We start from the raw sequence: 12,275 nt of genomic DNA, 5'->3' as shown, positions 1-12,275 counted from the left end.
TTATCAAAACTCCGCTGAATTTTCGCATAACCTCGCCACTTTGTTCTAAAGACACTCATTATTGACGCATACCCTATCAAGTAGAGGCATGAACAATAATGAACACAAATACAGAACCATCCTTTCCTATCAGCGGATACATTCGACCTAAGCGCCTGGCTAAACTGCTGGGCGTGAGTGAGGCCACAATCTGGCGCAAAGCCAAAAACGGCACCCTTCCCCGTCCTATCAAGCTATCAGAACGAGTAACGGCATTTGACGCGGTGGAAATCAACGCTTGGATTGAATCTAAGAAGGAAGCCGCATAATGCAAAAGAAAACCCGCAACGAGGCGGGCACTATCGGACAGGTTAGCGCCAAAGATAATACCGCTGTTCATCATATTAAGCCACCGCCGAAGAAACACCGCGCACGTTGCTACATGATGCGCACAGGCATTGAGGGCTGGACAGAAAACGATATTCTCAAATTTGCGCGTTTATCATCTGGCCGTAATTATGCGACTGAACTTGAGCGCCTTCTCAATATTCGCCTGGAACGCATTGACGAGCGCAACCCTGATAATATTGGTAGTCATTTCCGTTATCGCTTTGTAAGCCGCCATGACGTCCTGCTCGTTATTCAATTAGTTAATTACAACGCCTTATATAACGGCCACCAGCAATTAACCGAAAGTGAAATTAGCGATATTTTATATTTATACCCGGACACACCAGCCGCCGCATAACGGAGCATAAAAATATGAAAACTGAAAATGTGACCGAATCCGGTCAGGGACAAACTCACGCTAAAATTCAGAATGTAGTTAATTTTGCAGAACGCATCCCCGTACTGATCTGCAATATTGGCAACAAAGATATTCAATCCGTTAGTGGGAGGAAGTTGCATGTGTTTTTGAAAGTTGGCCGTGATTTCACCAACTGGATTAAAGGGCGGGTTAAGCAGTTCGGATTTATTGAAGATGTTGATTACGTCATTGCGGAAAATTTGAGCACGCCAAAACGGGCGAGCGCAAAATCACGCCAGCAGGTCGAGCATGATTACATTCTCAGTTTGGATATGGCTAAAGAGCTATCGATGGTCGAACGCAACGATCAAGGCAAAGCCGCCCGCCGATACTTCATCGACTGTGAAGAACGCCTTCGCCGTGTAGATCCAGAGGAATACAGCGCCGCACTGATGGATTGGCGCAAGAACCGTGTTGCGGCCTGTGAAGACCACAAAAGCATGTCTGAGGCCGTGAAGGGTTATATCGAGCGCACCGGCGACACACAGCATGGTTTCGCCTACAGCAATGAATGCACGTTTATCAATCGCCTGGTACTTGGTATGCACCCACCTGTATGGGCGAAGAGAAATGGTATCAGCGGGAAAGTGCGCGACCACATGAATACTGAGCAGTTGGCGCTGGTGGCCTATCTGGAAAGCCGTGATTGTGCGTTGCTTGATCTGGATACATCTACAGCCACTCGGAAAGTAAAGCTCACCGAACTGGCTCAACGTTGGCTTACTAAGCGACTGGAGGTATTGGCATGATGCTCACAACTCCAGCAGCCAGCCAGAATAAAGCCTTTCCCTTGGCTGGCTCCCTGAACCGACTATCTTTGAGCGAGTCGCATACTAACCTAGTAATTTCGGGCCAGTTGCACAAAACTTTGTGGGTGACTTTCGGCTACTCACAAACATCACGCAATTCATTGATTCTTGCACAAACCTGCCGCGCAGGGAGTCGGGAAATCAAACACCGCGATTCACCGAGTTTACCGGTACGCCGTAACCCGTTGATTAAACTTAATTGTGCTAAAACAAAACAATTACCTAACTCATTGATTCTTTCGAGGAACGCACAGTCCGTTTGTCGGGAAATCAAAGACGAACAGTATTCGGGTTCGGCTGAACATAAACATTGCTCAGGTTCGGCAGTCATTCAAAACGGATGTAACAACGAAAATCAGCAGGTTACAGGCAAAGAAAAAGGCGGTACTGAGAATACCGCGCTTTGGGGTTATGGGTTTTTCCATCATGAGTTAAATCAACATCTTGCAGCGCGGCAGGATTTGCAGCTAGTTAAAAACTATTTGCAAAACCCACACATGCTAAATGATAACGCAAATTTGCGTAATTATAAAAATCAACACCTTGCAGAACAGCCTGTTCGTATCTGCGAAACTTTCGTAGGTCACAGAGTTACTGTAAGTAAGCCTGTTCAGCCCTCTGGTGCTTCTTTGGCCTTCTTGCGTTGCTCACCCTTGAGTTTGCGGCCACAGGCATCGAGCACCCATGCGGAAAAGTTTGCCCCCGGATTATCTGCCTTTTCACGCTCTACGCTAGCGTCAATATCATCGATTAACTCATACGGAAAGCGAATTCCTTTAAAACTCGATTTATTGTTTTTGTTACCCGTTGCCATTAGAGCCTCGAAAATAAAACTTGATTTATGTTTACACACTATACGCAATAATTATTTATTTAAAAGACTTGACGTGTTTATACATCATAACCTATCGTGTTTACACACCTTATCCACAGGTGGCGCACATATAACGAAGCCCGGAAGTGTCTCACCACTAACCGGGCCTCTCACCACCAACGTTAACGCAAGTAACGAGGCAGCTATGTTAAATCATACCCCAACTCGCTTTAAATTTCTCTTTCTCGCCGTGTGCCGTTCTGACCTGAACGCCAAGCCGCACCGTGAATCAGTCACTGCCCATTCCGAACAAGATGCCCGCCGCTCTCTGGCTGGTCAGTTTGTGCTTTCTTTCGCTGGACGTCTGCCGGAGGTGAGTCATGCGTAAGCCTATTTCCTTGGAACTGGCGGCGTATCGCAGCGGTTTAGCCTGTTCGCTTTATGAAACCATTATGGAAAAAGCCAGTAATGAATGCTCAGAGCATCTTATCGACCTGATATGCCTAGATTGTGACATCAACCATGAGGTTCATCAATCACTCAGCGCCGCAATGGAGGTCACTCATGGATAAGCTGATTCCCTGTGAAGTATCTGACTTGCTGTTTAACCTCTCTCGTATGCTGGAAGTCGCTCAAATGCTGATAGGTGATCCTGAAGGTGGGGACATCGGTTGCGAACTTCTTGTATTTGTACAGCAACGTGCAGCAAAAGCGGCAAATAATATCGAGGGGGTGAACTATGCGCGAACCGCTTCCTAATGACCGCTATAAAGACCGCCAAGGCGATAAGGTCACTGTACAGTCCGTAGCTTTTAACCGAATAACCTTTAGCCGTGATGGATATCCAGCCCCTTGCACTGTGCCACTGGCGCGGTTCGTTGCTGAATTTACCTTTATTGGGAGTAATTAACTATGACTGATATCTATAACCACTTGGCGAGAAATGATTTCAGTCAGATGGACAGCAAGACGCTGAATGAGGTGCGTAATCAAAGTGAAGCAGCATTCGACGGGATTATGTCCGGCATTCAGAGTATGGGTAGTATGGCGTTCTGGGCGACAGGTGGTGAGAATTACAGCGATGATTTAGCCGCCAAAGATTTGCGCTCGCTGGGTGAGGCGCTGATGTATTTGCCACGTATTGCCGCGGCGTTAAACGATAACGCACAAAATGCACAGTTCGAAATCTGGCACCGTGAGGGCTTTCCCAAATGGTAAAAGATAACTTTGTTAATGACGTTCGCGGCAAGGCTAAAGGCCACTGGGAAGCTATTTTCCGGCGTCTGGATATTCCAACCAATCGTAGTGAGGCCGAATGTCCAAGCTGTGGCGGTAAAACCCGCTATCGATTTGATGATCGGGAGGGGCGAGGAACCTACCATTGTTCACACTGTGGCGCGGGTACCGGACTGGATTTAGTGATGAAGGTTAATCAATGTGACGCCCGTTCAGCGGCTGAAATGGTTGCGGGTGTGATGGCACTGCCCTTACCAGAACCGAAGCCAGCCAGAAAGAAGCCTCAATCCAATATCGCCATTGCGGACAAGGTGGCGGCGCTGGTGGCTAAAACGGTATCAGGTGAATCTCAGTACCTGCTAAATAAGGAACTTCCAAGCTCCTCGAAAGCCTTGCTCAGTGACGGCTCGCTATTATTGGTGCTGCAAGCGATGGACGGCACCACCACCGGCGCACAGGTGATAAACCCTGACGGTTCGAAACGGCTATTAGCGGGTACCACGAAAAAAGGTTCGTTTATTCCGGTAAGGCACCAACCATCAACGGAGGTCGAGCCTGTAACGGTGTTGATCACTGAGGGTTACGCTACTGGCGTTACCGTTTCGTTACTGGATGATGGGGTGGTCATTGCCGCACTAGATGAAGGCAACCTTATCCACGTTGCGAAAGTCTGCCGGGCAAAGTGGCCACAAGCAAAAATCATCATTGCCGCAGATAACGACTGGCACGAACCGGGAGAATGTGACGAAAAAGGCAAACCCAAGCAGAATATTGGCGTTATCTCCGCTGAAAAAGCCGCTATTTCCGTTTCTGGCTGGGTAGCCACGCCACCCACTGACCACAAAGCTGACTGGGACGACTATCGCCAACAGAACGGCACAGAAGCCACTAAACGCGCTTTTACTGAATCACTGTATCAACCAAAGGGGGCGAGCATGTCCGTTCAACTCAAAGCGATAGAGGGCGGCAAAAAAGACCGCCAACAGACTGACCCGCTCAAGCCTCATATTATCAGCCGGAAAGACGGGGTTTATTGGATCACGCCGAAGGTGGACAAAGAAAGCGGCGAGATTATCAACAATGAAAGCTGGTTGTGTTCGCCCTTAGAGGTAATAGGCACTGGCAGGGATGATAAAGACCAATACCTGATTATCCGTTGGCTACCGATAGGTGAAGATATACCGACTACAGCAGCAATCCCCTTGGCTGACATTGGTGAGCGTGAGGGCTGGCGCACTCTAAAGGCTGGTGGGGTGAACGTGACCACCAAAAGCACACTCAGGGCGATACTGGCCGACTGGCTACAGCGTAGCGGCTCCCTTGAAATATGGCGCGTTGCTCAGGCTACCGGCTGGCAGTGCGGGGCGTACATCATGCCGGACGGGGAAATCATCGGTACGCCTGAAAAGCCGGTTCTGTTCAATGGTCGCAGTGCTGCCGCTGCCGGGTACATAGTGAAAGGTACACAGGAAAGCTGGCGTGATTCGGTGGCAAGGCTGGCGCGGGGCAATCCATCCATGATGGCGGGGATAGGTGCCGCACTTGCCGCGCCGCTGATTGGCCTTGCTGGTGCTGATGGGTTCGGTATTCACTTCTACGAACAATCGAGTTCAGGAAAAACCACTACCGCTAATATTGCCAGCAGCCTATACGGTGAACCGGATGCCCTGCGTTTGACATGGTTCGGAACGGCGCTAGGTATTGCCAATGAAGCCGCCGCACACAATGACGGGCTGATGCCATTGGATGAGGTCGGGCAAGGCGCTGATCCTGACAGTGTCGCTAAGTCTGCCTATACGTTGTTTAACGGTGTTGGCAAGCTCCAAGGGGCCAAGGAAGGCGGCAACCGTGACTTAAAACGCTGGCGCACTGTCGCACTCAGTACCGGGGAAATGGACATTGAAACCTTTATCGCCAGCTCAGGGCGCAAGGTGAAAGCCGGTCAACTGGTTCGCTTGCTAAATATCCCACTGGAGAAGGCGCAACAGCATCATGAAACCCCCAACGGCAAAGCCCACGCCGATGCGCTGAAAGATGCCTACCAACACAACTATGGGGCCGCTGGGCGTTACTGGATTAAGCACCTTGCAGACCACCAGCAACAGGCCGTAGCCGCTGTTAGAGAAGCGGAAAGCCGTTGGCGCTCATTGATACCGGCTGATTATGGGGAACAGGTTCACCGTGTAGCGGCCCGTTTTGCAGTGCTTGAGGCGGCATTGCTGTTTGGGCGGGTTGTCACGGGCTGGGATGAGCAAGAGTGCCGAGATGCGATACAGCATAATTTCAATGCCTGGATAAAAGAATTTGGCACCGGCAACAAAGAGCACCAGCAGGTTATAGAGCAGACGGAAGGGTTTCTGAATGCTTACGGCCTGAGTCGGTTCGCGCCACTGCCTTATGACCCGCAGAGCCTCCCTATTCGTGATTTAGCGGGGTATCGGGACAAAGGCAAGCATGACCGTGACGCAATGGTGTTCTACACCTTCCCGGCTGCGTTCGAAGATGAGATAGCACGGGGCTTCAATGTAAAACACTTTGCCAAAGCATTAGCGGGCGCAGGGATGTTAACCCCACCAGCAAGCGGGCGAGGCTATCAGCGTAAATCACCGCGCATTGATGGCCGTCAGATCAATGTCTACGTGATCCAGCACATGCCGGAAAGCAGCCAGCCAGACGAATAATATTTGTCACATGCGAGGTTTTTATGTTGGTTCAGTTGGTTCAGTTGGTTCAATACGTAAAGATGTTTGTTTTATAAGGAATTTAATTTCCATTTTGAACCAACACTGAACCAACAAACAGGGCTTTTGAACCAACATTTGAGGCGGTGAACTGTGGGGGTCTTCACTGGCTGGCTAAGAATCACACAGCACATCCACTGAACCAACACGAAAATAGCGTTTGTTGGTTCAAAAAGAGGCTTTGTTGGTTCAAAGATTCACATTTTTTCTTTTAAAAACAATTGTCTTTACAAATTGAACTAACTGAACTAACTGAACCAACATACTTTTGCTTATATATACAAAAAATTTCTATAAAAATGGAGCAAATTAAAAATGACTGATGAATTATCAGTGTTACCGGTAGAGCGACGTATCGCAATACACGAGGCCGGCCATGCCGTTGCCGCTTGGTTTAACGGATGTCGTGATATAGAAATCGCCCTTGCCGATGCTAACCGTATCGCACGGTCTAAATCTACAAACGACATTGCTGATGATTGCCTTGCGGTTTGCTTCCATTCACACCTGCATTATTTAGGCGCCGCGGTGGTAAAAATATCAGAAATTACAGGTAGGCCAGTCCGCATACTTGAAACCGAAGGGAGATTGAGAAAATTAATGATTATACTGGCTGGTGTAGTAGCGGAGTCTCACTTTAATGGTAAAGATATTAACGAGATATTAGATAAAGGTATCGATAAAAAGGGTAGCGATAAAGCAATGGTGGTAGAAATGTTGGGTAAGTTCCACCAGCAAGGTGCAAGCGATAAGGACTGTATTGAGTTTTATGAAAAAGGGTTGGAACTTACCAAAAAACTCATCCACCTACAGTGGGACAGAGTTTATGCTATAGCTGACTTTTTTCAGAGAGAAAGACATGCTTCTTACTCTCAAATTAAAACCATAATGTATTTATTCGAGCAAAATACGATAAATGAAATTAGTTTAGAATTAGAAAATCAAGGCCAACTTATCATTCATGGATGCTAAAATGTCGCTACTTAAAACCACTAAGATATTAGCACTTGCGCTTATTCCGTTAATTATTACAGGTTGCGTAAGAGGACAACTCGACCCAAACCCAACGCTAACAGCCCTCCACTTAAAGAAAAGCGATGAGTATAAAAAGCGCCCGGGCTGGCAAGTGTTCGAGAGGCTGGCGACTGATGATTGCCGAGTTTACAAAAGCGGTGGCAGCAGCTTGCTCAAGTGGCAGGATCTACCTTGCGACGCAAGTGGAGGGATTAAATACATAAACGAGACACCGAGCGTTATACCTGTCTTTTATGCGGCATATCATGAATATGGCAGTTATGGCGTTGGTGCTTTGTCTTCATTTGAAGATTCTGGGCGATTGTCTGAGGAAACGGTAGGTTTTTTTGCCAATCTGGCTAAAGCACTCAACACTCCAACAAAGGTTGACGCCATATATGCAGATTATGAATCTGACCGTTGGAGTATGGGGCTTGACGAAATTAGCGAGTCCGATTTCAAAAAACATATTTCATCTTTCGCCGCTAAACAGCAAGAATTTATGTCTCAATATCAGAAAGCACAGAATGATAATCAGCTGCGATATAAGGCTGAACATGAAGCAGCAGACAAGCAAAAGCGCGAACAAAATATCGCATCAGAAAGGCCAATCAACTTAGTTTTATGGGATAACCCAACATCAGCACAGAAGCTGGTCACGAACGCCCTAGGCACGATAAAATTCACCATCCGTAATGATGGGGTGGCTTATGCAAATGGCCGTAGATTCATGAGCGTTAGCGGGCTTGAATATTTCAGAAATAGCCTAGATATCAGCCTGTCCTCTTGCGCTGATGTGGGCGCATACATAGGGGAAAACTCCATTGGGATGAGTTGTGCCAATGGGCTGGCACAAGATATCGTTGAATGGGGTAAGACTGCAAAGAATAGCTCTATTTCAGACCCTGCATGGAACGCCGCCGCCGTTGATAGCAGCATTAACTACAACGTTATCAAATACGAATTATCCTTTTCCCACTGGGTAGGAATGGCTAGGGTATATTCAGCAAGAGGTATGTAATCAGTAAGGTATTTCCATATTTGTACCGCAGTGCGGAAGATAAGTAACTGGCTGAAAGCTATAATATTGACACCCATTGAATGGATAGAAAATCCGCAGGCAGTCCGCAATCTTCCGCACGATATCTAATACTCATTTAACCTGTGAAGCGGCAAAGTATGAGTTAGTCAAACCCTAACGTTTATGTGCTTACTTACGCAGTCAGAATTGCGCACTGCGCAGAATACAGCGATTAGTGCGCAAATGCGCCAACCGATTGTAAAACAATAAAATAAAAGCAAAATAGTGTGCATTTAGTGCCAAGGGATACCCACGTTTCACGCGATGTTCTGCGCAAGAAATCGCTATTCCTCAGATTTTTAGTGCGCAGTGAATTACGACAAATTGCGACATTTTTCGGTGATGGATGGTAAGAAATGGTAAGGTTGAGAACGTTTCACTGTTGAAGGTAAGGCACTTTGCTCATAGGGTTTCGGGACAACAGAATGTATGCAAATGTTAACGTTTAAGGCCCCTCACCTAGCCCACCAGATAGCGACAAATATAGACATTCAAGCTCGCCAGATAGGAACGTAGAAGCGGGACGGATGATAACATTTGATAACGCTCAAGCCCTTTCACTGGCTGGCGGTTGCGCGTGAAACGATGGCAAGAATAAGGCGTGGTGTACGGTAAGAGGTAACGCTGAAAATGGCCTAAACCCTAATAGGGTTGCGGTAGTTAGTGCGAACCTGCGAACCAAGTCTAAACATCAACTTCTAAAATCAATTCAAGTTAAAAAATACGCCCATAATTAACGTAAGCCCTTACGGATAGGCTGTTGGGGGAATGAGATTAGATAACTGTATGTAACTCAGCATGAATAAATACGAACGATTGACCGGTATAGTGACTTTTTCCGATTGTATCGTTATGTCTCGCATGTACAGAAATGCTAAGGCTAATTTGTTTTTGCTGGTAGTTATTCCCATAAGATAGTAACTAATAGTAACGTTCGTTGCTGGTGCGCAAGCAGGTACGCAGCAAAATCATACTTTTGAGTGCGTCACTTAAAGCTGGCAACCGTCATGAATTTAAGACTGGTTATGACGGATTGGTAAGGCTAAAAGGGTGCCAGCCAGCGCCGAGCATAGCCTTGAACATGATTCACGCCCTGGCTCGTCAAAGTAAATTATATGGGTGGATTGATACCCTACGGCTCATTTGTGGTAGTTAGCATCTTCTGTGCTCTATCTCTGATGGGTTAGCCAATATTTGAGCGCGTGAAACAAAACAAACCACCACCAGAGGAAAAACCATGCTAAGTCATAACGCTATTGAAATGACGCTCATCAACGCAGCCAAGCGGCAAGGGGTGGATCTGGACAATAAGGATTTGCTGGATATACGCACTAAGGTAGCGGCAACATTGGCAGCTAAAGAACGTCACCGCCAGAGGATAAGTGCGCCAGCTTACCAGTGGACGAAGCCAGCACCTCGTAGGTAGCCACCAAAGGCAACATCTAATCAATCCGCACCACTTCCCCGTCGATTGCCTCACGCTTGCCTCCATCATCACGCATAATCACACAAGAGCCAGGCAAGCCATAACGCGAAACGTTACACCACACGCCATTCCCACCACCTGACTGTGTAGTATCCTGCCTTTGCTCATAGCTGGTTATCTTTTCCAGCAGGCCCGCTTTAACCATTGATTCCAGCGTTCGCCGAGTTGATTCGAGCTGGTGGCGCTTATCGAATGACGCCATGCCATTAATCAAATAGGTCACACCCGACACATCGAGAGGAGGCGGGCCAATCTCACCCGTTACCCATTCGAGGTTGTCCGGTTCGTAGAAACTCAATATCTCTTTTTTGCGGCTGGTCATTCTCATGGCTGGTGAATTCCTTAATGTGGGATACATCTATCCTACATTAAGAGCCAATATAGCGATATTTAAACATGAGGGAATTGGCTACCAATAGTCCACTATCAGAGATCCATAACAACAATAAAAATGCTATCTTATGCTTTGTTATGCACCTACCTTAAGGCGAAATATATGGCTAAAGACCTCACTACGTCAGCGCATGATAGACAAAATATTCTGAATAATTCTTATGCACTGAAACATGCAGAAAATCACCTCGCCTTAGGTGGGATCGAGTTTAATGGCGAGAAAGTCTTTACGAAGAATCAACTGAGTGAACTCTTTGGTATCAGTGATGCCACCATTGAGCGATATGTAACCAGCCATAGTGACGAGTTAAAAAACAATGGATACGTTCTCCTTAGAGGTAAAATATTAAAAGATTTCAAGGAGATAGTAGATGGTACCCTCGTCAATGAGGGTACCAAAACATCAATACTAGGAGTTTTCAAGTTCAGAGCCGTACTCAACCTTGCCATGCTTCTAGTGGAAAGCGAACAAGCTAAAGCTATACGAACCAGGTTACTTGATATCGTTATAGATACACTTGCTGAACGCTCAGGAGGACATACAAAGTATATAAATCAGCGCGATGAAAACTATTTGATGGCAGCTTTCCAAGAAGATAGCTATCGAAAACAATTTACTGACGCATTAGAGGAATGCGTTGAGGGCAATGACTGGAAATACGCTAAATTTACTAACTTGGTATATCAAAGCATTTTTCATGAGGATGCTGCTGAATACCGCAAAATTTTAAAACTTGCCCAAAAAGATAAAATTCGAGACACCATGTACTCGGAGGTATTAACTCTTATTGCTGGTTTCGAATCCGGCATTGCTCACGAACTAAAAAAAGAACTCGAGCGCCTTGGCAGAAAGCTAACTCAATCAGAAGCTGAATCTCTTTTTCATCAGTTCGAATCGCACCCATTATTCAAACCAATGATGCTTGATGCTAGGACTAAGATGGCAAGCCGTGATCTATGCTTTCGCGATGCCTTACATGAGAAACTCGAAGCATATGTACGGGCAGTGCCTGAGGGCGATTTCGAACGTTTCTTGGGCGAGAAGAGTAAATCGCTAGAAGAACGTTTGAACGACCCAGATACTTTAGAGGTGTTTAAAAGGCTAAAGGATCGCTAGGGGCTTGCTATGGATGAAATACAGTTTAATTATTTTGATATTCACCATGCAGTGAAAGTACACGACTGGATTATCGAGAATTCTGGTGGGCTTTCTGGTGTGAGGGATATAGGTGTATTAGAGAGTGCCTTATATCATATTCAAAACGATTGGTACTATCCGGGTTTCGTTGAAAAATTGAGTCATTTATTTTTTGCCATTAATAAGTTTCATACTTTTAGTGATGGTAACAAGCGGTCAAGTATCGCCCTTTCAACTTATTTCCTTGAAATTAATGGGTTCGGCCATTGTGTCAAACTATTTGTAACAGAGATGGAAAACATAGCTGTTTGGGTGGCGGATGGGGCTATAGATAAAGACCTTCTCAATCTGATTATCCACGACCTAGTTCTCTGTGAAGAACTGTTAGAAGGAACCAAGCTGGAAATCACATTAGCCGTATCAGCTCATCAACGCTAACCAACTAGCACCTCAATTTAGAGTGTACACAAGGGTGTACCTAAAGATAAAACGCATTATCGCAAACCCTTATAGAAAAAGGCTTAAAGCCACCTACTCTACAAACAGATTCAATATTGAGTAAGTTATCACGCTAGCACTCACTAAGTCTCACTGCCCCTCGAAGTACACCTCAAGCCCGTGTCACTACGGGCTTTTTTAGCGCTATAAATTTTTATGGTCGAATACTTTCTACAACCATATATTCCCCCTTGGGTTGATTGAATTTTCAGCAATGGAAATGTAAATTTAAGAAGTAACAACATGCGTACATATGCCTCAATCCAAGCCAGAGCCAA

15 protein-coding genes are annotated in these 12,275 nt (G+C 46.3%); 13 read left to right on the top strand and 2 right to left on the bottom strand.

Annotated features, from left to right (window positions below; genetic code table 11):
- The first annotated feature begins 98 nt into the window (after nt 1–98).
- From A6J66_017350 to A6J66_017340, 3 genes are read left to right on the top strand one after another with little or no spacing between them, the layout of a single operon-like run.
- Nucleotides 99–308 (top strand): AlpA family phage regulatory protein, encoded by a 210-nt coding sequence (locus A6J66_017350; protein ID PNM25788.1) that lies wholly within the window; start codon nt 99–101, stop codon nt 306–308.
- The gene (locus A6J66_017345; protein ID PNM25787.1) at nt 308–727 is read left to right on the top strand and encodes a hypothetical protein; all 420 of its coding nucleotides are present in this window, start codon (nt 308–310) and stop codon (nt 725–727) included. Before A6J66_017350 ends, A6J66_017345 begins: the two co-directional genes overlap by 1 nt.
- A gap of 14 nt (nt 728–741) precedes the next feature.
- Complete coding sequence (locus A6J66_017340) at nt 742–1,536, top strand: phage antirepressor Ant (GenBank protein ID PNM25786.1); 795 nt, start codon at nt 742–744, stop codon at nt 1,534–1,536.
- Nucleotides 1,537–2,206: 670 nt separating this feature from the next.
- On the opposite strand, the gene A6J66_017335 is transcribed toward A6J66_017340, so the two are convergent.
- Entirely contained in the window at nt 2,207–2,410 is a 204-nt protein-coding gene (locus A6J66_017335) for a hypothetical protein (GenBank protein ID PNM25785.1), read from the bottom strand.
- A 205-nt stretch (nt 2,411–2,615) separates the two neighbouring features.
- Between A6J66_017335 and A6J66_017330 the strand changes: the two genes are divergently transcribed.
- The 8 genes from A6J66_017330 to A6J66_017295 all read left to right on the top strand — a co-directional run bounded on the left by A6J66_017330 (nt 2,616) and on the right by A6J66_017295 (nt 8,422).
- Nucleotides 2,616–2,798: a host cell division inhibitor Icd-like protein gene (locus tag A6J66_017330; protein ID PNM25784.1), complete on the top strand. Its 183-nt coding sequence runs from the start codon at nt 2,616–2,618 to the stop codon at nt 2,796–2,798.
- Nucleotides 2,791–2,982, top strand: a complete 192-nt coding sequence (locus tag A6J66_017325) for a hypothetical protein (GenBank protein PNM25783.1) — start codon at nt 2,791–2,793, stop codon at nt 2,980–2,982. The genes A6J66_017330 and A6J66_017325 overlap by 8 nt, the downstream gene beginning before the upstream one ends.
- Nucleotides 2,975–3,169 carry a hypothetical protein gene (locus A6J66_017320; GenBank protein PNM25782.1) on the top strand — a complete coding sequence of 65 codons (195 nt, stop codon included), beginning with the start codon at nt 2,975–2,977 and terminating at the stop codon, nt 3,167–3,169. Before A6J66_017325 ends, A6J66_017320 begins: the two co-directional genes overlap by 8 nt.
- Nucleotides 3,150–3,320 (top strand): DUF4222 domain-containing protein, encoded by a 171-nt coding sequence (locus A6J66_017315; GenBank protein ID PNM25781.1) that lies wholly within the window; start codon nt 3,150–3,152, stop codon nt 3,318–3,320. Before A6J66_017320 ends, A6J66_017315 begins: the two co-directional genes overlap by 20 nt.
- A gap of 2 nt (nt 3,321–3,322) precedes the next feature.
- Nucleotides 3,323–3,628: a hypothetical protein gene (locus A6J66_017310; protein PNM25780.1), complete on the top strand. Its 306-nt coding sequence runs from the start codon at nt 3,323–3,325 to the stop codon at nt 3,626–3,628.
- Complete coding sequence (locus A6J66_017305; protein PNM25779.1) at nt 3,622–6,327, top strand: DUF927 domain-containing protein; 2,706 nt, start codon at nt 3,622–3,624, stop codon at nt 6,325–6,327. Before A6J66_017310 ends, A6J66_017305 begins: the two co-directional genes overlap by 7 nt.
- A gap of 375 nt (nt 6,328–6,702) precedes the next feature.
- Complete coding sequence (locus tag A6J66_017300) at nt 6,703–7,359, top strand: hypothetical protein (protein ID PNM25778.1); 657 nt, start codon at nt 6,703–6,705, stop codon at nt 7,357–7,359.
- 1 nt (nt 7,360) lies between these two features.
- Nucleotides 7,361–8,422: a hypothetical protein gene (locus A6J66_017295; protein ID PNM25777.1), complete on the top strand. Its 1,062-nt coding sequence runs from the start codon at nt 7,361–7,363 to the stop codon at nt 8,420–8,422.
- Nucleotides 8,423–9,924: 1,502 nt separating this feature from the next.
- Here A6J66_017295 and A6J66_017290 read toward each other — a convergent pair.
- Complete coding sequence (locus A6J66_017290) at nt 9,925–10,296, bottom strand: hypothetical protein (GenBank protein ID PNM25776.1); 372 nt, start codon at nt 10,294–10,296, stop codon at nt 9,925–9,927.
- A 168-nt stretch (nt 10,297–10,464) separates the two neighbouring features.
- Here A6J66_017290 and A6J66_017285 point away from each other — a divergent pair, with 168 nt between their 5' ends.
- Nucleotides 10,465–11,478 (top strand): DNA-binding protein, encoded by a 1,014-nt coding sequence (locus A6J66_017285; GenBank protein ID PNM25775.1) that lies wholly within the window; start codon nt 10,465–10,467, stop codon nt 11,476–11,478.
- Between the two features lie 9 nt (nt 11,479–11,487).
- Entirely contained in the window at nt 11,488–11,937 is a 450-nt protein-coding gene (locus tag A6J66_017280; protein ID PNM25774.1) for a type II toxin-antitoxin system death-on-curing family toxin, read from the top strand.
- Nucleotides 11,938–12,275: the final 338 nt, after the last annotated feature.

This window comes from Yersinia enterocolitica, from assembly GCA_002082245.2.
Taxonomy (GTDB): Bacteria; Pseudomonadota; Gammaproteobacteria; order Enterobacterales; family Enterobacteriaceae; genus Yersinia; species Yersinia enterocolitica_E.
Note: the sequence above shows the minus strand (reverse complement) of the source record. Positions and strands in the feature narration are given on the sequence as shown.

Coding starts and splice junctions, on each gene's coding strand:
- A6J66_017320 (PNM25782.1), top strand. CDS start 2,975: ATGGATAAGCTGATTCCCTGTGAAGTATCTGACTTGCTGTTTAACCTC.
- A6J66_017310 (PNM25780.1), top strand. CDS start 3,323: ATGACTGATATCTATAACCACTTGGCGAGAAATGATTTCAGTCAGATG.
- A6J66_017340 (PNM25786.1), top strand. CDS start 742: ATGAAAACTGAAAATGTGACCGAATCCGGTCAGGGACAAACTCACGCT.
- A6J66_017290 (PNM25776.1), bottom strand. CDS start 10,296: ATGAGAATGACCAGCCGCAAAAAAGAGATATTGAGTTTCTACGAACCG.
- A6J66_017300 (PNM25778.1), top strand. CDS start 6,703: ATGACTGATGAATTATCAGTGTTACCGGTAGAGCGACGTATCGCAATA.
- A6J66_017280 (PNM25774.1), top strand. CDS start 11,488: ATGGATGAAATACAGTTTAATTATTTTGATATTCACCATGCAGTGAAA.
- A6J66_017345 (PNM25787.1), top strand. CDS start 308: ATGCAAAAGAAAACCCGCAACGAGGCGGGCACTATCGGACAGGTTAGC.
- A6J66_017315 (PNM25781.1), top strand. CDS start 3,150: ATGCGCGAACCGCTTCCTAATGACCGCTATAAAGACCGCCAAGGCGAT.
- A6J66_017330 (PNM25784.1), top strand. CDS start 2,616: ATGTTAAATCATACCCCAACTCGCTTTAAATTTCTCTTTCTCGCCGTG.
- A6J66_017325 (PNM25783.1), top strand. CDS start 2,791: ATGCGTAAGCCTATTTCCTTGGAACTGGCGGCGTATCGCAGCGGTTTA.
- A6J66_017295 (PNM25777.1), top strand. CDS start 7,361: ATGTCGCTACTTAAAACCACTAAGATATTAGCACTTGCGCTTATTCCG.
- A6J66_017350 (PNM25788.1), top strand. CDS start 99: ATGAACACAAATACAGAACCATCCTTTCCTATCAGCGGATACATTCGA.
- A6J66_017285 (PNM25775.1), top strand. CDS start 10,465: ATGGCTAAAGACCTCACTACGTCAGCGCATGATAGACAAAATATTCTG.
- A6J66_017335 (PNM25785.1), bottom strand. CDS start 2,410: ATGGCAACGGGTAACAAAAACAATAAATCGAGTTTTAAAGGAATTCGC.
- A6J66_017305 (PNM25779.1), top strand. CDS start 3,622: ATGGTAAAAGATAACTTTGTTAATGACGTTCGCGGCAAGGCTAAAGGC.